The organism is Jeotgalibacillus sp. R-1-5s-1 (assembly GCF_004405105.1).
Classification (GTDB): domain Bacteria; phylum Bacillota; class Bacilli; order Bacillales; family Jeotgalibacillaceae; genus Jeotgalibacillus.
The window spans coordinates 38,879-57,258 of record NZ_SORW01000004.1 but is presented as its reverse complement, the minus strand read 5'-3'; the positions used below and the strand labels follow the sequence as shown (position 1 = coordinate 57,258).

General features: G+C 47.0%; 16 protein-coding genes. 1 reads left to right on the top strand and 15 read right to left on the bottom strand.

Translation table 11 applies throughout. The annotated features are described in order from the left end of the window. Positions 1 to 379: 379 nt before the first annotated feature. From lysS to E2491_RS03215, 7 genes are all read right to left on the bottom strand, one after another. A complete protein-coding gene (gene lysS, locus E2491_RS03245) occupies positions 380 to 1,867 on the bottom strand; it encodes a lysine--tRNA ligase (protein WP_134372573.1) in 1,488 nt (495 codons plus the stop codon). Positions 1,868 to 2,035: 168 nt separating this feature from the next. Continuing rightward, complete coding sequence (gene folK, locus E2491_RS03240) at positions 2,036 to 2,554, bottom strand: 2-amino-4-hydroxy-6-hydroxymethyldihydropteridine diphosphokinase (RefSeq protein ID WP_134372570.1); 519 nt, start codon at positions 2,552 to 2,554, stop codon at positions 2,036 to 2,038. Between the two features lies 1 nt (position 2,555). Beyond that, complete coding sequence (gene folB / locus E2491_RS03235) at positions 2,556 to 2,918, bottom strand: dihydroneopterin aldolase (RefSeq protein WP_134372567.1); 363 nt, start codon at positions 2,916 to 2,918, stop codon at positions 2,556 to 2,558. Then, positions 2,911 to 3,732, bottom strand: a complete 822-nt coding sequence (gene folP / locus E2491_RS03230) for a dihydropteroate synthase (RefSeq protein ID WP_134372599.1) — start codon at positions 3,730 to 3,732, stop codon at positions 2,911 to 2,913. Before folP ends, folB begins: the two co-directional genes overlap by 8 nt. A 2-nt stretch (positions 3,733 to 3,734) precedes the next feature. Beyond that, the gene (gene pabC, locus E2491_RS03225) at positions 3,735 to 4,589 is read right to left on the bottom strand and encodes an aminodeoxychorismate lyase (protein ID WP_134372564.1); all 855 of its coding nucleotides are present in this window, start codon (positions 4,587 to 4,589) and stop codon (positions 3,735 to 3,737) included. Then, positions 4,586 to 5,176, bottom strand: a complete 591-nt coding sequence (gene pabA, locus E2491_RS03220) for an aminodeoxychorismate/anthranilate synthase component II (RefSeq protein WP_134372561.1) — start codon at positions 5,174 to 5,176, stop codon at positions 4,586 to 4,588. The genes pabC and pabA overlap by 4 nt, the downstream gene beginning before the upstream one ends. After that, positions 5,173 to 6,582, bottom strand: coding sequence for an anthranilate synthase component I family protein (locus E2491_RS03215; RefSeq protein WP_134372559.1), 1,410 nt, complete (start codon positions 6,580 to 6,582; stop codon positions 5,173 to 5,175). Before E2491_RS03215 ends, pabA begins: the two co-directional genes overlap by 4 nt. Positions 6,583 to 6,835: 253 nt before the next feature. On the opposite strand from E2491_RS03215, the gene murB reads away from it, so the two are divergent. Continuing rightward, positions 6,836 to 7,696, top strand: a complete 861-nt coding sequence (gene murB, locus E2491_RS03210) for a UDP-N-acetylmuramate dehydrogenase (protein ID WP_244093866.1) — start codon at positions 6,836 to 6,838, stop codon at positions 7,694 to 7,696. 95 nt (positions 7,697 to 7,791) lie between these two features. Here the strand turns inward: murB and cysK are convergent, their stop codons facing one another. From cysK to spoIIE, 8 genes are all read right to left on the bottom strand, one after another. Continuing rightward, positions 7,792 to 8,715: a cysteine synthase A gene (gene cysK / locus E2491_RS03205; RefSeq protein ID WP_134372553.1), complete on the bottom strand. Its 924-nt coding sequence runs from the start codon at positions 8,713 to 8,715 to the stop codon at positions 7,792 to 7,794. 85 nt (positions 8,716 to 8,800) lie between these two features. Beyond that, the gene (locus E2491_RS03200) at positions 8,801 to 9,709 is read right to left on the bottom strand and encodes a peptidyl-prolyl cis-trans isomerase (protein WP_134372550.1); all 909 of its coding nucleotides are present in this window, start codon (positions 9,707 to 9,709) and stop codon (positions 8,801 to 8,803) included. A gap of 5 nt (positions 9,710 to 9,714) precedes the next feature. Beyond that, positions 9,715 to 10,593: an Hsp33 family molecular chaperone HslO gene (gene hslO, locus E2491_RS03195; protein ID WP_134372547.1), complete on the bottom strand. Its 879-nt coding sequence runs from the start codon at positions 10,591 to 10,593 to the stop codon at positions 9,715 to 9,717. Positions 10,594 to 10,608: 15 nt separating this feature from the next. Next, positions 10,609 to 11,379, bottom strand: a complete 771-nt coding sequence (locus E2491_RS03190; protein WP_134372544.1) for a type III pantothenate kinase — start codon at positions 11,377 to 11,379, stop codon at positions 10,609 to 10,611. Positions 11,380 to 11,598: 219 nt separating this feature from the next. Then, a complete protein-coding gene (ftsH, locus tag E2491_RS03185) occupies positions 11,599 to 13,623 on the bottom strand; it encodes an ATP-dependent zinc metalloprotease FtsH (RefSeq protein ID WP_134372541.1) in 2,025 nt (674 codons plus the stop codon). A 108-nt stretch (positions 13,624 to 13,731) separates the two neighbouring features. Beyond that, entirely contained in the window at positions 13,732 to 14,283 is a 552-nt protein-coding gene (gene hpt / locus E2491_RS03180) for a hypoxanthine phosphoribosyltransferase (RefSeq protein WP_134372538.1), read from the bottom strand. A gap of 23 nt (positions 14,284 to 14,306) precedes the next feature. Next, positions 14,307 to 15,686, bottom strand: a complete 1,380-nt coding sequence (gene tilS / locus E2491_RS03175; RefSeq protein ID WP_134372535.1) for a tRNA lysidine(34) synthetase TilS — start codon at positions 15,684 to 15,686, stop codon at positions 14,307 to 14,309. Between the two features lie 73 nt (positions 15,687 to 15,759). Next, complete coding sequence (gene spoIIE, locus E2491_RS03170) at positions 15,760 to 18,186, bottom strand: stage II sporulation protein E (protein ID WP_134372532.1); 2,427 nt, start codon at positions 18,184 to 18,186, stop codon at positions 15,760 to 15,762. Positions 18,187 to 18,380 lie beyond the last annotated feature (194 nt).

The window sequence follows — 18,380 nt, the reverse complement described above, 5'->3', positions numbered from 1 at the left end:
AGCTCATTGTCTTTTTTATTCGAAAAAGACTTAAAATCTTAAACGTTGACGTTTGGTTGTTTAGTTTTCAAGGTTCAATACTTCTTTTTAAAAGCGTTGTCGTTTTTTAGCGACCATGTTATCTTAACATCTTATCGACATCAGTGTCAACAACTTTTTTCGCTTTTATTTTTCGCTGCCGTTTGCTGTCGTGGCAACGAATAATAATATAACACGGGGTTTGGATCGTGACAATACCTTTTTTATAAAAACATGAATTATTTTTTCAGCCAGGTTACAGACGTGTAAAGAGGGGACAGAGCCCGGCAAAAGGAACGCCCGCTCCGTCCCCCAAAAAACACCCGGCTGCATCAGCAGCCGGGTGCAAAATGATTCTATATTAATCTCTGTGACGCATCAATGGGAATAATAGTACGTCACGGATAGATGGTGAGTTTGTCAGCAGCATCACTAGACGGTCGATACCGATTCCGAGTCCGCCTGTTGGTGGCATACCGTATTCAAGTGCTTCGATGAAGTCGTCGTCCATTTCGTGTGCTTCGTCATTGCCGGCTTCTTTTTCTTTGAGCTGTGCTTCGAAGCGTTCGCGCTGGTCGATCGGATCATTAAGCTCTGTGAAGGCATTGGCGTGCTCACGGCCTACGATGAATAGTTCAAAACGATCCGTGAAGCGCTCGTCTTCCGGGTTCTTTTTCGCAAGTGGAGAGATTTCCACCGGGTGTCCGTAAATGAATGTAGGCTGAATTAAAGTTTCTTCTACTTTCTGCTCGAAGAATTCGTTGACGATGTGACCGTACTCCATAGAGTCTTTTACATCGATACCGTGTTCTTTTGCAAGAGCATGTGCTTCTTCGTTGCTCATCTGCTTCCAGAAGTCGACGCCTGTTTCCTTTTTGATGGCATCAACCATATGCAGACGGGTCCATTTCGGCGTAAGGTCTACTTCGTAGTCACCGTATGGAACAACCGTTGTGCCTAATACTTCCTGCGCGATGTGCGCGACCAGGTTTTCTGTCAGGTCCATGATGTCATTGTAATCAGCATAGGCTTCGTACAGCTCGATCATTGTAAATTCCGGATTGTGTCGCGTAGAGATCCCTTCATTACGGAATACGCGTCCGATTTCGCAGACCTTTTCAAGGCCACCAACGATCAGGCGCTTTAAGTGAAGCTCAATCGCGATACGCATGTAGAGTTCCATGTCGAGTGCATTGTGATGCGTGATGAATGGGCGTGCAGCCGCTCCACCCGCGATTGAGTGCAGCATTGGCGTTTCTACTTCAAGATAGCCGTTGTTATCAAGGTAACGGCGCATCGACTGGATGATGCGGCTTCTTGTAATAAACGTGTTTTTGCTGTTTTCGCTTGTAATCAAGTCCAGGTAGCGCTGACGGTAGCGCTGCTCAACGTCTTTTAGGCCGTGGAATTTCTCAGGCAGTGGACGCAGTGATTTTGACAGGAGCTCAAAGCTGGATGCTTTAATAGAAAGTTCTCCTACTTTTGTACGGAAGATTGTTCCGCTTACCCCGATAATATCACCCAGGTCGGCTGTATTGAAAAGCTCATAGGCTTCGTCGCCTACTGCATCTTTACGGACATAAAGCTGAATCTGTCCCTGAAGATCCTGGATATGGGTAAAGCCCGCTTTCCCTTTGCCGCGCTTTGTCATGATCCGTCCAGCTACTGTTACTTCATGGGACGTTTCTTCTAATTCTTCTTTAGACAGTTCACCGAATTCATTTTTAATGTCGGCTGAACCGTGGGTGCGGTCGAAGCGTTTGCCGAATGGATCATTTCCCTGTGCACGGATGGCTTCCATTTTCTCGCGGCGTACGCGGACCTGGTCATTTACTTCTTCATGACTCATGTTTGTCACTCCTTCTCAATTTTTCATGTATGAATCAAGGTACGATACCGGGTTCTTTTGATTACTTGTCTATTTTACACAATATAAACTGTACGTACACCCCTAAAGTCTTTTAAGTCAATAGACAGAAAAAACTGCCGGGTGATGATCCGGCAGTTCAGGTTTTATCTATAGAGACAAAAAGACTTCTGGCTTCTGACGTTCTGTTTCTTTGAATAACCGTACACCTGATGTATCCGTCAGCAGTTCACTAAACGGCTGATGAAGCACAGGATGAATCAGTGAAGGATTTAACTCAAGCAACGGGACCAGTACAAAGCTTCGCTCGTGCATACGCGGGTGCGGGATCGTCAGCCGTTCGGTCTCCAGCTGCTCATCGTCATAAAGCAGCACATCGAGATCAATCGCGCGCGGCCCCCAGCGGATGACCCGCTCCCGTCCGAGTGTCTGCTCGATCTCAAGACACCTCACAAGCAGTTCATCAGGAGACAGGTTTGTTTCCACACCTGCAGCTATGTTCAAAAAAACCTGCTGATCCTCATAGCCGACCGGATCGGTTTCATACACAGAAGAAACGGATTTAACTTTCACACCAGCCGTTTCATCCAACAGCCGGATTGCCTGCTGGAGATTGGATAAGGAGTCACCTATGTTTGATCCAAGTGAGACATAAGCAAGAGCCGGCATATTAAGACCGGCTCCGCGTGATTTCAATAGCGACGGATTTATAATGGCCCGGAATAGGCGGATCCGGTTTGATGACTTCGATTGTTACCCTCTGCAGCTTATCGAATTGCTGTAGCATTTTATCAGCAATCGTTTCAGCAATCGTTTCGACGAGGTTAAAGGTTTCGCCCTCCACTACGCTCTTACATGTTTTGTAGACATCCGCATAGTTAATGGAATCCTCTACATCATCACTTTTAGCTGATGTTGTTAAGTCCAGCTCAAGCACTGCATTCACACGAAACCGCTGGCCCAGCTTATTCTCCGCTTCAAATACACCGTGATAGCCGTAAAACTCCATTTCACTTACTTTGATTTTATCCATTCTCTCCACCCTTTCCGTTGAGCGCATCCATCACCTTTGCCATCCGGGATATTTGTTTTACATCGTGCACGCGCATGATATGGCAGCCCTTTTGAATGCCGTAGCAGACTGTCGCGCCTGTTCCTTCCATACGCTCATCTGCCGGCAGGTCTAAAATGTTGCCGATCATAGATTTCCTCGAAGTACCGAGCAGAACAGGATAGCCCATTGCCACGATTCGATCAAGGTGGCGCATCATCTCCACGTTTTGTTCAAAGGTTTTGGCAAAGCCGATGCCAGGATCAAGAATCATCTGATGAGACGGCACACCGGCTTTTTCTGCAATCCGTATACTTTCCTTTAAATCATCAATGGCATCTGCAATAAAATCTTCATAGTTACGGTCTTCCCGATTATGCATTAAAATAATCGGTTTTTGGTAAGCAGCCGACACATTGGCAATCTGCGGGTCCTTTTTTGCCCCCCAGACATCGTTAATGATATCTGCACCCGCTTTAATCGCAGCCTCTGCTGTGACGGATTTGTATGTATCGATTGAGATGGGCAGGTTCACTTCTTTTTTGACGGCCTCAATGACTGGAACCACTCGGGCAATCTCCTCTTCAACTGAAACAGGTGTGTGCCCCGGGCGGGTGGATTCCCCTCCGATATCAATGATGTCTGCGCCTTCTTCAGCCATTTGTCTGGCGCGCTTCACTGCCTGCTCCCGATCGATATATTGCCCTCCATCTGAAAAGGAATCCGGCGTTGTATTTAAAATGCCCATAATAAGCGTTTTTTTTGCAAAGTCGAGTGTGTACCCGCCACATTGCATCTTCATGATATTTTCACCTCATTTACTGCATTCAGCCGATCTTTAACAGCCTGTTCATATAAGCTTTTTAACGACCGGGAGATGTGCTGCCCGTTAAACGTTGCAGCTCCGAGTTTAGTCAGCGGGATCAGCTCCTGAATGGAGTTTGTCACAAAGACTTCATCGGCCTGCTCCACTTCTTCAGCCTTAAAGAAACCTTCTTCTACCCGGAGACCCTTGAGTAAAGCAAGTCTCATCACAAGTTTCCTTGTCACACCCGGTAGAATTCCCGTTTCAACCGCAGGGGTAAAGAGTGTGTCCTTTTTCACCCAGAACAAGTTGGACGTAATCCCTTCCGCTGCAAATCCGCCCTCTGTCAAAAAGAGCCCTTCAATAGAAGGAGATGAAATTTCGCGGCGCGCTGCCAGGTTGTTTAAATAGTGATGAGATTTTAAACGGGTAGCGGTTTCCGGTGTGTTGCGTCTTAGTTTGAGCCATTGTCCTGTTTTTGATGCCAGCACAGGCGGCACCGGCTTTTGAAGGAGCATTACAGTAGGTTCCGCATACGGGCTTGGATCGAGCCCGATTCCCCGTTCCCCCGCAGAAATATTCAGCCTGAAATAGCCATCCTCCCCGCCGTTTGCCTCAAGCAGACGGCGAATGATCTCACACGTCTGCTCAAATCTCATCTCGTAATCGATATTCATGTCCTTTAACGAAGTATTGAGCCTCTCCAGATGATCCCCGAGTAAAAAAGGGTGACCATCATACGTGCGGAACGTTTCGAATACACCCATTCCATATAAAAACCCGTGATCAAAAGGAGAAATAACGGCGTCCTTTTCCTCTACGATCTGGCCATTTAAGTACAGCTTCATGGCGTTTCAACCTTATGAGACTGATACGTTTCAAGGAAGTTTTTCAGCAGCTGCTTCCCGTTTTCCGTCATGATGGATTCAGGGTGGAACTGCACACCTTCTACCGCAAGCTCGCGGTGACGGATCCCCATAATTTCCCCCTGATCAGTCCATGACGTAATCAGCAGTTCATCCGGCAATGTATGCTTTTCAACGATTAGTGAGTGATAACGCGTTGCGGTAAACGGCATCGGCATTCCCTTATAAACGGTTTCACCATCATGGTAAACGAGTGACGTTTTACCATGCATGAGACGAAGGGAGCGCACGACGTTGCCTCCAAATACCTGTGCAATCGACTGGTGACCGAGACAGACACCGAAAATCGGGATCTCGCCGGCGAAAGCTTTGATCGCTTCAAGGCTGATACCCGCTTCATCCGGGCTGCATGGCCCCGGAGAGATCATCAGGTAGTCAGGATTCATCTCCCGGATTTCTTCAATCGTGATCTGATCATTTCGGCGGACGATCAGCTCCTGACCGAGTTCTCCGAGAAACTGCACGAGATTATACGTAAACGAATCATAGTTATCGATCATTAAAATCATGAATTCATCCCTCTGCTTTCCGCCTGATCTTTTGCCTGCCAGAGTGCACGCGCTTTTTTCAGCGACTCCTTATACTCCCGCTTCGGATGCGAGTCGATGACAACACCTGCCCCTGCCTGCACATAAGCCGTTTCGTCTTTTACCAGCATCGTCCGGATGACGATATTTAATTCCATATCACCGTTAAAGCCGACCCAGCCGATTGATCCTGTATAAAGTCCACGGCGCACCGGCTCAAGCTCTTCAATAATCTCCATAGTGCGAACCTTTGGCGCACCTGTGATCGTGCCGCCCGGGAACACCGCGCGGATCACATCCGCCTCATCGTACTGTTCATCCAGCGTCCCGCGGACATTGGACACGATATGCATCACATGTGAATATTTCTCGATCACCATGAACTCATTCACTTCAACGGAACCGTACTGGCTGACGCGCCCGAGATCATTACGCTCGAGGTCTACGAGCATGACGTGTTCAGCGCGCTCTTTTTCATTTTGAATGAGCTCATCCGCCAGTCTCTGATCCTCTTTTGCATCCTGTCCGCGTGAGCGTGTTCCAGCAATCGGACGGGTGCTCAGTTCTGTCCCTGCTTTTTTCACTAAAAGCTCAGGTGAGGCAGATGCGATCTGAAATTCAGGTAAGTGAATGTAGGACATATAAGGAGACGGGTTGAATTCCCTCAGCTCACGATACACAGCATCCGCCTTGACCTTCAGTGGTTTTGCCTGACGCACGGACAGGTTGACCTGAAACACGTCGCCTTGAGAAATATAAGTGCGAATTGCTTCCGCCGCTTCAGCGAAAGCTTCTTCATCCATTGAAACGGTCATCTCATCTTCAGGATCCCCGCCTGTAAATGCAGTGATAGATTGGTTCGTCTCACACGACTTCCATTTAGAAAGGAGCGCTTCGAGGCGATCATCCGCGGGTTCTAAGACACTGTGCATCAGCATAAAATAAAGGGTATCCGTATGATGATCAAAGACAAGAAATTCATCAAAAAACAGCATATATACTTCCGGCAGGTCCAGATCATCCTTCGCCTGCTCAGGCAGTTTTTCAATCGAACGGACGTAGTCATAGCTGATATAGCCTGCCGCCCCTCCCTGAAAATCCGGGAGCTCGGGAATTGGCTCTGTCCGGTAAGGCTCCATCCAGTGGATCAGATTTTTAACGAGGTCTCCCTGCATGGTCTGCTGCGTTCCGTTATGATGAATTGTCAGATCTTCATCTTTCCCTTTTGCAAAGGCAAAAGGACGCAGTCCCGCTATGCTGTATCGGCCACCCCGGCCACTTTCAAAAAACAGATGGCGTTCTTCCTGATCAGCCATCTGCTGGTACGTATGAAAAAACGTATCACGATCTGTTTGAACCGTCTGATACGTGATTGTATATTGACTCATGAATGTTCACTCCCAGGCCATTTACTCACTCTTCATCATACACGAAATGCAGTTGAAATTGGTAGAGGAGACCCGCTTCATAAAAAGCGGTCCTTTCTCCTCTTTTCAGATAAAAAATTGACGTATCCCGCTTGATTCCCTATACTTTACCTATTAACGCTCCTTTTAGCGGGAAGTCTCTGCAGAAGGGGCGTTTATATGTGAAAATGTACGTCCCTCGAGTACTATGGCATTTGATCACAGGAGGCACAACATGATTCAAAAAAACGTTCCGTTAAAAGACTATACGTATACAAAGATAGGCGGGAATGCTGATTACCTGGCGATTCCAAAATCAGTAGAAGAGCTGGCAAAAGCAGTAGAGTTCGCACAGAAAAATAATCTGCCATGGATGGTGCTTGGAAATGGCTCCAACGTACTGATTCAGGACGGCGGTATTGAAGGGCTTGTCATCTTAACGACATCCCTGACGAATATGACAATAGAAAATTATACGATCACGGTTCAGGCAGGGGCTCCGATTATTGAGGTGTCTCAGGCTGCACGCGATTTTTCATTAAGTGGACTTGAATTTGCCTGCGGAATTCCCGGAAGTGTAGGCGGCGCGATCTATATGAATGCCGGCGCGTACGGTGGAGAGATTAAGGATGTATGCACGTACGTGACAGTCCTGACGCCGGAAGGGAGAATTGAGAGGCTAAGCGCAGATCAGCTTGGCTTTGATTATCGCACAAGCCTTGTCCCGGATAAAAACTGGATCGTTCTAGAAGTTGAGTTCGAGCTTGAGCCCGGAGATCAGACTGTTATTCAGGCAAAAATGGATGAGCTGACGTATTTACGTGAATCCAAGCAGCCGCTCGAATATCCTTCATGCGGCAGTGTTTTCAAGCGTCCGCCCGGACATTTTGCCGGTAAATTAATTCAGGATTCCGACCTGCAGGGTGTGCAGATCGGCGGGGCACAGGTTTCACTGAAGCATGCAGGCTTTATTATTAATAAAGGCGATGCCACTGCAAAGGATTACCTTGATCTTGTTCATCATGTTCAGAAAACGGTAAAAGATAAGTTTGGTGTAGAGCTTGAGAAGGAAGTCCGCGTAATCGGAAGAGCGTAATCAATGACTGTCTGAATGCCTTTTGGCGTTTGGGCAGTTTTTTATTCAATGAAACCAAAGCAAAAGCAGTCCCTCTAAGAAGGACTGCTTTTTTATTAATCTTCAAATTGATAAAGCGGTGTGCTCAGGTAGCGCTCTCCGTTACTCGGAATCACAGCTAGTACTTTCTTTCCTTTGCCAAGTTCCCTTGCCACCTTCAACGCAGCAAAAATCGCTGCACCTGATGAAATTCCACCAAGAATGCCTTCCTCCTTTGCCGCTCTGCGGGCCGTTTCAAAGGATTGATCGTTGGTTACCTGGATGACGCCATCGTAAACCTTTGTATCCAGAATATCCGGCACAAAACCGGCTCCGATCCCCTGAATTTTATGCGGTCCAGGCGTTCCCCCTGATAAAATCGGTGAATCTGCAGGCTCCACCGCATAAATCTTTACGCCGTCAAAATGCTCTTTCAGCACCTGACCGGCTCCGGTGATCGTTCCACCCGTTCCGATTCCGGCAACAAAAGCATCCAGCTGATCCATTTGTTCGACGATTTCTTTTCCCGTCGTGCGTCGGTGGATCTCCGGGTTTGCTTCATTTTTGAACTGCTGGGGCATAAAATAGCCTTTTTCAGCAGCCAGCTCTTCCGCTTTTTTGATCGCACCTTTCATTCCGTCAGGACCCGGCGTCAGCACAAGCTCTGCCCCGTAGGCACGAAGCAGGTTGCGGCGCTCCATACTCATGGTCTCAGGCATGACAAGAACGGAACGGTAGCCTTTGGCCGCTGCGATCATCGCAAGTCCAATTCCTGTATTCCCACTCGTTGGTTCAATTAATGTATCTCCAGGCTTCAGGTCGCCCTTTTCTTCAGCAGCCTCGATCATCGCAAGGGCGATACGATCCTTTACACTGCTGCCCGGATTCATGTATTCAAGTTTCAGGTAAACGTCCGCTGACTGATCATCAACGAGACGGTTTAGCTTTACAATCGGGGTTTGCCCGACTAATTCAGAAATATTATTTGCAACACGTACCATTCTCTCACTCCTAATCCCTAGTAATGTGATCGGTTTTACATAATGCAAATGTATCAATTTAACACAAAATTTTCAACTATTTTGATTATTCAGCCTGGCCGTAAAACCAGGTAATTGAAAACTCATCCCAAAACGATTCAGCCGTGACGGGAACGCTCAGCTGTTCCATAGCAAGCTGCCGCTCAATGCGGGATTTCACCTCTTCAAACTCAAATGATAGACCTGCAACATTTTCATGCAGATAAATAATTGCTGAACCGCTTTCAACCGGAACCGGATCTGACCATTCTCCCGGTGAAAGATTTGAGGCCACCTCTAAAATAGACGGGTCAACGGATTCAGAGTCGACCGGCACATAACCGAGCAACCCTCCCTGACTCGCTGTCACAGGATCAATTGACCGTTCACGCGCCAGTGCTTCAAAGGAAGAATCATCCTCAAGCTCTTCAATCGTCTGAATCGCTTCCCCTTCCGTCGGCAAAACAATCTGAGACAGGCGATACATGTCCGGAATGTTATAGAGGTCCTGATTTTCTTCATAATAAGCGAGGAGCTCTTCTTCTGATAAATCGACTTCTGTTGTAATCAGTTTTTCTAAAATCAGTTCCGTTTCAACCTGATTTCTAAGTACAGCTTCATCCGGCAGAGAAGCCTGATCATAGACGTTCAGAACAGAGCGGAGCAGGGACATTTCCTGCTCAAGCTCTTCTTCTGAAACCACTACATTATATTTTTCTGCTGATTGCTCCATGACAGACTGATTCACTAGCTGCTGCAGCACTTCTTTTCCGTAACGAAGCTCAATCGCATGCAGCCATTCCTGCCTAGTGATCTCTTCATCACCGACTGTGGCAACAACCTCTGCATCCGCAGCCGGTGTATCTCCACCTTTTGTGATCCAGCCAATCAGGGCAATCAGGTTTGTGACAAGTAAAAATCCGATGATATATAAAAGAGGTTTTGCCTTTAGACGTCTTTTACGGATTTCAGTCATCGCTTTTACTTTGCCTCTTCCAGGAACTCTTCAAGCTCCCCTTTAGAATACTCATATTTTTCATGACAGAAGTGACACTGCGCTTCCGCTTTGCCGTCCTCTTCAATCATGGCTTCAATTTCATGTTTTCCTAAACCGACAATAGCGTTACCAAAGCGTTCTTTCGAGCAGTTACAGCTGAATGAAACCGGCAGTGAATCCAGCACGCGTACGTTCCCTTCACCAAGAACCGTTTCGAGAATCTGCTCCGGTGACAAGCCTTCCTGAATCATTTTGGATACAGGCGGAATCATCCCTAGACGCTTTTCAAGCGCGTCGACCGTCGACTCTTCTGCACCTGGCATCAGTTGAATGATAAATCCACCTGCCGCTAAAATCGTATTGTCAGGATTCACAAGAACACCGACTCCTACAGAGGATGGTACCTGCTCTGATGAAGCGAAATAGTAAGTGAAGTCTTCACCAAGTTCACCGGATACAATCGGTACCTGGCCGGTAAAGTTTTCACGCATACCGAGATCTTTCACGACAGTCAGCGTACCTTCTGTTCCAACAATACCTCTGACATCCAGCTTACCGTGCTCATTCAATTCCACGTGGGTCTGGGGATTTGTCACATAACCACGCACTTCCCCTTTGGCATTACTATCGACAAGAATGACACCAAGAGGACCGTTCCCTTCAATTTTGACGGTGAGGTGATTGTCCCCCTTCAGCATGGCACCCATCATGACACCCGCTGTCATCGCGCGGCCTAAAGCAGCGGACGCCGTCGGCCATGTATAATGACGGTCCTGCGCTTCCTGAACCGTAGCCGTTGTATTGACAGCATATGCACGAATCTGATCATTATATGCTAATGCACGAACCATATAGTCTTTCATTTAAAAAATCTCCTTTCAGTCTTCCTTGTTGCGTTTATAGATCAGCTGAAGTCCCTTCAGTGTTAAAAACGGATCAACAATATCAATAATATCCGATTCCTTGGCAATTAAGGAAGCAAGACCTCCTGTGGCAATAACCTGAACCGGTCCGTTCGCTTCCTTCATCATACGGGAAACGATTCCTTCCACCTGACCTACATAACCGTAGACAATTCCGGCCTGCATCGCAGAAACGGTGCTTTTACCAATCACCGTATCCGGGCGGGCGATTTCAATACGTGGAAGCTTAGCTGCCTTTGAATACAGCGCTTCTGTTGAAATGCCAATACCAGGTGCAATGACACCACCCATGTATTGACGGTTTTCATTGACATAACAGTAGGTTGTTGCTGTGCCAAAATCAACAATAATCAGGGAGCCGCCATGTTCTTTAATGGCAGCAACTGCATTCACGATCCGGTCAGCCCCTACTTCTTTCGGATTGTCATACTTTATATTTAAACCGGTCTTCATTCCCGGTCCAACGACAAGCGGTTTTAAATTGAAATACTTTTTACACATGCGTTCAAGTGGAAACATAACAGGCGGAACAACAGATGAAATAATGATCCCATCAAAATCAGAGAAAGTAAGGCCGACATGCTCAAACAGGTTCTTCACAAGCATCCCATATTCATCTTCTGTTTTATTCCGGTTTGTTTCAACACGCCAGTGATGAAGTAATTCATCCTCCTGATACACCCCAAGAACGGTGTTTGTGTTCCCAACATCCAATACAAATAACATCTTTTTCACCACACCTAAAGTATTCTACACACTGACCACATCATACCATATTTTATGGATAAGACAGGGGTAGAAGTTTCAGACGATAAAAATGATGTCAATCGGCCGTCTTTATTTTATTTCCCGGGAAAGAACCGCTTTGGATATAGAGAATGAAACAACAAAATCCGCGGCCCCAAAACGGGAACCGCGGATTTATTGGTATCAATACCACATTAATTAAGATTTACGCTCTTCATCAGAAGATAGAGATTCTTCATCAGTGGACTTCGTTTCCTTCAGCAGCTCTTCAGATGACTTTTCTTCAACAGGCTTCTCTGAAGAAGCGTCTGCTGAATCAGCCTCTTTTGATTCTGCTGTTACGTCTTTAGACTCATTGTCGCCATTTGTGGCGCCGGAGCCGTAGTCACGCTCAGGAAGTTTTCCATGATCTACGAGACTCTTGATCTGTTCAGCATCAAGCGTTTCTATATCAAGGAGTGTTTCAGCAATCAGCTCAAGCTTGTCACGGTTCTCTGTAAGAATCGTTTTTGCACGCTCATAACATTCTTTAATAATGCGCTGAATCTCGGTATCGATTTCATACGCAATTTGATCAGAATAGTTCTGCTCGCTGTTAAAGTCGCGTCCAAGGAATACCTGTCCCTGTGACTGACCGAACTGAAGCGGTCCAAGCTTATCACTCATACCGAATTCCGTTACCATACGTCGGGCAATTCCCGTCGCACGCTGGAAGTCATTGTGAGCACCTGTTGATACTTCACCAAAGATAATATCTTCGGCTACACGTCCGCCAAGCAGACCTGTAATCTTATCAAGAAGCTCAGGTTTTGTCATAAAGTAACGGTCCTCTTTCGGAAGCATAACGGCGTAACCGCCTGCCTGACCTCGAGGAACAATCGTTACTTTGTGAACCATATCGGCTTCATCAAGTACAACCCCGATGACTGTGTGTCCTGCTTCGTGGAACGCCACAATCTTTCTCTCTTTTTGAGAGATGACGCGGCTCTTCTTGGCAGGACCCGCAATAACGCGGTCTGTTGCTTCATCGATATCACCCATATCAATCAGCTTCTTGTCATGACGGGCAGCAACAAGTGCAGCCTCGTTCAGAAGATTTTCAAGATCAGCACCTGAGAATCCAGGTGTACGCTGAGCGATCGCTTTCAGATCGATATTGTCAGAAAGCGGTTTGTTTCTTGCGTGTACTTTAAGTACAGCTTCACGACCCGTAACATCCGGGCGATCCACGGTAATCTGACGGTCAAAACGTCCTGGACGAAGCAGTGCCGGGTCAAGAATATCCGGTCTGTTTGTTGCGGCAATCATGATGATTCCTTCATTACCACCAAATCCGTCCATTTCAACAAGAAGCTGGTTCAGCGTCTGTTCACGCTCATCGTGACCTCCGCCAAGTCCGGCTCCACGCTGACGTCCGACTGCGTCAATCTCATCGATAAAGATGATACATGGTGCGTTTTTCTTTGCATTTTCAAACAAATCACGTACACGTGACGCCCCAACCCCTACAAACATCTCAACGAAGTCTGATCCGGAGATCGAGAAGAACGGTACGCCGGCTTCACCTGCCGCAGCACGCGCAAGAAGCGTTTTACCGGTTCCAGGCGGTCCGACAAGAAGAATTCCTTTTGGAATACGTGCGCCAACGTCTGTAAATTTGCGTGGATCTTTCAGGAAATCTACGACTTCGACAAGCTCCTGCTTCTCTTCGTCGGCTCCTGCCACGTCTTTGAAACGAACCTTTTTCTTCTCTTCTGTGTAAAGCTTCGCCTTACTCTTACCAAAGTTCATGACACGGCCACCGCCGCCACCCTGAGCCTGGTTCAGAAGGAAGAAGAATAAAATAAAGATAATGACGAACGGAATAATCGTTGTCAGAAACGTTACCCATCCGCTTGTTTCAGGTGCAGGAAGAACATTCACTTCTGTGCTGTTCTGCTGTGCTACCTCATCAATGGTTTCAAGTGTCGTGCTTTCAAACGGGATGTTTGTAAGGAAATATTCTTCCTCTGCATATCCGTCAAGCTGTCCGCGAACATTGTATACGTTACGGTCAGGCTGAATTTCAATTTCAGTTACATCTCCGCCTTCGAGAGCGTTGATAAATTCACCATATGTGAGTTCCTGGTTTGGCTGGTTTCCGTTATTAAAAAACCCAATAATCCCGATAATTACCAGGAAAATGATTAAATAAAAGATCGTATTACGAAATATCCGGTTCATCCCTTACCTCCTCCCACGGTCAAAGAAACTAATAACAATATTATCATAGTAAAAGAAAACGTGACAACCAATAAGCCTGCTTCAAACGCGCTCTGTTGCGCGTTTCGATTATTCTTCCGAATTCGTGTAAATCTCAGGCTTTAACACACCGATATATGGGAGGTTCCGGTAACGTTCCGCATAATCCAGTCCGTATCCGACAACAAATTCATCCGGGACAATAAATCCAACATAATCAGCTTTAATATCTGCTTTACGGCCTGATGGCTTATCAAGCAGTGTCACAATTTTGATTGATTTTGCTTTACGGTATTTGAACAGATCCACCAGATAGTGAAGTGTCAGACCACTGTCAATAATATCTTCCAGGATTAAAATATCGCGTCCCTCAACTTTAGTGTTCAGGTCTTTAATGATTTTTACTTCACCTGAAGAAACAGTAGAGTTCCCGTAGCTTGAAACATCCATAAAATCCATCTCAAGATACACGTCCATACGCTTGATCAGGTCAGCCATAAATGGCATTGCACCTTTTAATACGCCAATGGCCAATGGATATTTATCCTGATATGCTTCTGTCAGCTCCGCACCAAGTTCTTTAATCTTGTCCTGAAGCTGCTCTTCTGTGTACAATACTTTCTCGATATCTTTATTTAACACGACCAATGTCCTCCTAAAAGATCCTAATAATAGATTAACGTATATGCAGCCGGCTCACCGTTCTCTTTCGACAGAGTACGCTTGCGCAGGGCCGGGACCCAAAGTATGGTTCCCTGTGAATCTGTGACGATCGGCCACACCTCACGAAGGGGAAGCGGTACTTTACAGTCAATAAATACACGCGTTATCTTCTTCGATCCATTCCCGTCCGGCAGTTGAATTCTGTCTCCCGTTTTTCGGGTCCGAATCGTCAGCGGCCAGTGTACCGGTTCATATATGTGATAAACATCACGAACCGAAATGGCAGGATGAACCGCTCCTTCCAGGCATTCAATCGTGCCATCCTGAAGCTCCACCCGTTCTCCAGGCCTGATCAATGCCTCGTATCCACCCTCTTCCAGTTCCCTATGTAAAGAAAACTGAAACGTCACATCAGCATAAGACCGCGTGACCGTGAGCTTTTCCGGCAGATGAATCTGTCCGGATGGATGAGACTGTTCAATCAGCTGAAGAACCGCGCGAACATGCGCAGAAGATAAGGCTGTAGGTACTTTTGCATACAGATAATTTAATATTAGATGAATCACCCTTCTTTGTAAAGGAGGAGCCAAATCGGCAAAAGCAGTTAAATGAAGCAACATCATCTCTTCATTTTGCCTGGTGACAACTTGATCAAACGCCTCTGTTGCCTGCTTTAAAAGAAACGCCTCATCCTCAGAAACCTCTTCAGTAAAGCGGCGAAAAGCATCATGGACAGATGGATTTTCTTTTTTTAACAAAGGCAGAAGATGGTTTCGGATCCGGTTTCTCGCGTATGAATCCGTCGCGTTGGTTGGATCGATTTTTGGTGTCAGGTGATGTTGTTCACAATATTGTTCGATCTCTGATTTGGTGACAGCAAGAAATGGGCGGATCATCACACCCGAGCCAAACGGACGGCTTGGCGGTATACCTGCCACGCCTTTTAATGTTGTGCCCCTGGTCAGACGGAACAGCACCGTTTCAATCTGATCATCTGCATGATGACCAAGTAAGAGTACAGTCAGATTTCTTTTTTTCATGATGTCTTTAAAAAATTCATAACGCACATGCCGGGCTGCTTCCTGAGTCCCTTCCCCCGTATCTGCCATGCGCTTTTTGACATCGGCTCTCAGGGAATGAAAGGGAATCTGGTGCGTACGGCAATAGGCTTGAACAAATGCCAGGTCTGCATCCGCACCGTCCCGCAGGCCGTGATGCACATGGGCAACCTCCACTTTTTCCGGCCATGGGCTGTGCTGAAAAAAATGCAGCAGCGCAAGCGAATCCGGTCCACCCGATACGGCAATCAGCAGACGCTCTTGTTCTATCGGGAAACGCTGATCCCGGCAATAACGATTAATTTTCGCGGTAAAATCGCTCATGTCCTGATCCTTCCTATCCTTTACAGTTACCTATCAGTATACAGGATGTGATCAGACATGTAGAACCATACCTCTATCCGGCGTTTCGCTTCAGCGGAATGGCCGCCCATTTCGGCACCTGGTGATCAATCTTAATGGCAGCAACGGTCATATCATCTTCAATCGAACCGCCCGATGACCGGACCGCCGCCTCCATAATGAGATCCGCTGCCGTCTGCGGATCGTCCACCGTCAGCTCTGAAATTTGACGGCGCAGCCACCTTTCAGGATTTTCGATCGTCCGTAAACCGTCCATGACACCATCACTGACCATAAACAATAAATCGCCAGCCTTCAGCTGATCCTCAAGCACATCCATTTCCATCTCCCTGAAAAAGCCTAGCGGTAAATTGCCCGCTTCAATCATCTTTATTTGTTTCCCGCGCTTAATATAACTCGGAACAGAACCAACCTTTAAAAACTTGGCTTTCGCGTTTTGCAGATCAATCATCACGAGATCCACGGTGGAATAAGCATCATTCGTCCGCTTGACGGTGAGAATTGAATTAACCGATTTAATCGCCAGCTCCTCATCAATACCCGCCTTCAGCATCTGCTGTAAAAGCCCGATCGTCTCTTCACTTTCCCTTTTCGCCTTCTCACCATTACCCATCCCGTCACTGATCGCCACGGCATACTTCCCTTCATTTAACGGAACGGCCGTGTAACTGTCTCCTGACACCAGTCCTCCCCTGAAAGCAGCATGTGCAACACCTACACTGACGTGAAACGCCTTTGCAGAACGGTACGTTGCAACGGTTCCTTCGTACGGCGATGGCAGATCTGTTTTCTTATAAACAATGATCGTTTCTTTTAAAATAGAAGAAAGCATCGGTGCAATCAGCTTTTCACACTCTCCGTGCTCTTCTTTAAACGGCAGCATAATATCCAGGTCCACCTTACCGTATTCCAGACAATGAATCTCCACATGCTCCGCCTGAATGCCATAGCCCTGTAATTCCTTCTTAATGGATTCCTCCTGTCCGTCATGCTTTTGTATTTCACGCTGAAGCTCTGAAGCAAAGTCTCTCATCACATCTGACAGCCCGGACAGCTGTCTGGCCACAAACTGACTGCCCTCTTTCAGCTGTTCTTTCATTTGATCCTGTAAATGGAGATTCATCTGTTCATCTTCGAATTCCTTTTTCACCTGTTCAGATTTCACACAAAGTGACTCCCAGGTTTTATTATCATTGTCCCTGTAGACGAGATCGGTCATCCATTCATACGTCCGGTCAAACTGGGACGTCCAGCAGAATTCTTTTTTAAAACACTGCTGGCACGTCCGGGCGGTCACTTTACTGATCATATAATCTGCTTCCGTCTGCGGATCCTCAGGCAATGTCTCTTTACACGAAAAGCTTTTTGACAGCTCGGCAAACATATCCGAAAAGCGCTCCACCTTTTCAGCGGTCGCATCACGGACATTCAGGGCATACCTCTGCTGTTCTTCTATGTATTCATCGGATCCCGGGACGTGCCGGGCGATCGCCGTGATCCACTTTTTAGGCGTGACAAATAGCAATAAAGCCGTAACGGCAGACTCATACAACGACGCCTCAAGACGCAGTGTGTCCCCAATCATTAACCCGGTTAAAAGGGTGGCAAGCATCAGCCCGAGCGATACGCCCATCACTTTTCCTGATTTCAGCAGCCCCCCGAGTAAACCGGCCACAGCCAGCAGCGCCACTTCAGGCATATGCGCAAACGAAGACAAACAGAAGATCAATCCCGTCACCACACCTGCAGTGGAGCCAACGAGCGCACCCGCAGCCAATGCCGCAACGACCACTAAATAACGGGTCATCATATGGCTGACGGCAAACTCCCCTACCATCCAGCCGGTTAAACCAACAGCGATCGAGGCGGCAAATACAGCCAGTGCCACAAGCTCCTCATGCGTATAGGCCGCCTTTCTGCCTTTTTTTATAATGGTAAAGCTCTGCATAAATATGAGTGCAAGAATCCCCGCAGCCAAAGCCTCAAGGGAAATCATCACACCGTCCACCCAGGTGAGCGGACCGGTCGTGAGGAGATAAATGGATTTTGCAACAGCTAACACCCCTGCTGCCGCCCCTGCCAGCACAAAACGCTGACGAAGTCTGTTTTTCAAAACAGCAGCTGTCATCCTGAACAACACGAGTGCGCCTGCCGTATACAAGCCCATTTGCGGACTTAATGTAGAAGCACCTAAAATCAGACCAAGGAACACGGCAGCCGTACGACTTTTTTGAAAAAGCAGCACCACTGCGAAAAAAGGAAGCGCAAAAGGAGTGAACTGTGACATCACCACGGCCCGTCCGAGCATCAGACTGATGAGAATATGGACGGCTCCTTTCTCATAAAACCAGACAGCTAATTTGCGTATCGCAAGCTCAGGCTGCCATTTTGATTGTTTACGGGAACGGGTGAGTGACAGGGCGGTGGTCAGTTCGAAATTTGCTTCATGTACATTGGTCATTAATTTGTCCACTCCTCACATGATCTTTGCCGATTATTATAGAAGGAACATGCAGGGAGAGTTTGTCATAATGACAGAGGAGAACCTAAAAAGTGTTCGACGGATTCTTTACGTTCATGTGTGTATCAGACGGCACCTGAAACAATCCGACAAAGTTCAAAAAAATCATTGACACTTCTTCAGAGGCTATGTAT

Excerpts from the sequence above, each read along its gene's own strand:
- lysS (WP_134372573.1), bottom strand. The coding sequence starts at position 1,867 with ATGAGTCATGAAGAAGTAAATGACCAGGTCCGCGTACGCCGCGAGAAA.
- folK (WP_134372570.1), bottom strand. The coding sequence starts at position 2,554 with ATGCCGGCTCTTGCTTATGTCTCACTTGGATCAAACATAGGTGACTCC.
- folB (WP_134372567.1), bottom strand. The coding sequence starts at position 2,918 with ATGGATAAAATCAAAGTAAGTGAAATGGAGTTTTACGGCTATCACGGT.
- folP (WP_134372599.1), bottom strand. The coding sequence starts at position 3,732 with ATGCAATGTGGCGGGTACACACTCGACTTTGCAAAAAAAACGCTTATT.
- pabC (WP_134372564.1), bottom strand. The coding sequence starts at position 4,589 with ATGAAGCTGTACTTAAATGGCCAGATCGTAGAGGAAAAGGACGCCGTT.
- pabA (WP_134372561.1), bottom strand. The coding sequence starts at position 5,176 with ATGATTTTAATGATCGATAACTATGATTCGTTTACGTATAATCTCGTG.
- E2491_RS03215 (WP_134372559.1), bottom strand. The coding sequence starts at position 6,582 with ATGAGTCAATATACAATCACGTATCAGACGGTTCAAACAGATCGTGAT.
- murB (WP_244093866.1), top strand. The coding sequence starts at position 6,836 with ATGATTCAAAAAAACGTTCCGTTAAAAGACTATACGTATACAAAGATA.
- cysK (WP_134372553.1), bottom strand. The coding sequence starts at position 8,715 with ATGGTACGTGTTGCAAATAATATTTCTGAATTAGTCGGGCAAACCCCG.
- E2491_RS03200 (WP_134372550.1), bottom strand. The coding sequence starts at position 9,709 with ATGACTGAAATCCGTAAAAGACGTCTAAAGGCAAAACCTCTTTTATAT.
- hslO (WP_134372547.1), bottom strand. The coding sequence starts at position 10,593 with ATGAAAGACTATATGGTTCGTGCATTAGCATATAATGATCAGATTCGT.
- E2491_RS03190 (WP_134372544.1), bottom strand. The coding sequence starts at position 11,379 with ATGTTATTTGTATTGGATGTTGGGAACACAAACACCGTTCTTGGGGTG.
- ftsH (WP_134372541.1), bottom strand. The coding sequence starts at position 13,623 with ATGAACCGGATATTTCGTAATACGATCTTTTATTTAATCATTTTCCTG.
- tilS (WP_134372535.1), bottom strand. The coding sequence starts at position 15,686 with ATGAGCGATTTTACCGCGAAAATTAATCGTTATTGCCGGGATCAGCGT.
- spoIIE (WP_134372532.1), bottom strand. The coding sequence starts at position 18,186 with ATGACCAATGTACATGAAGCAAATTTCGAACTGACCACCGCCCTGTCA.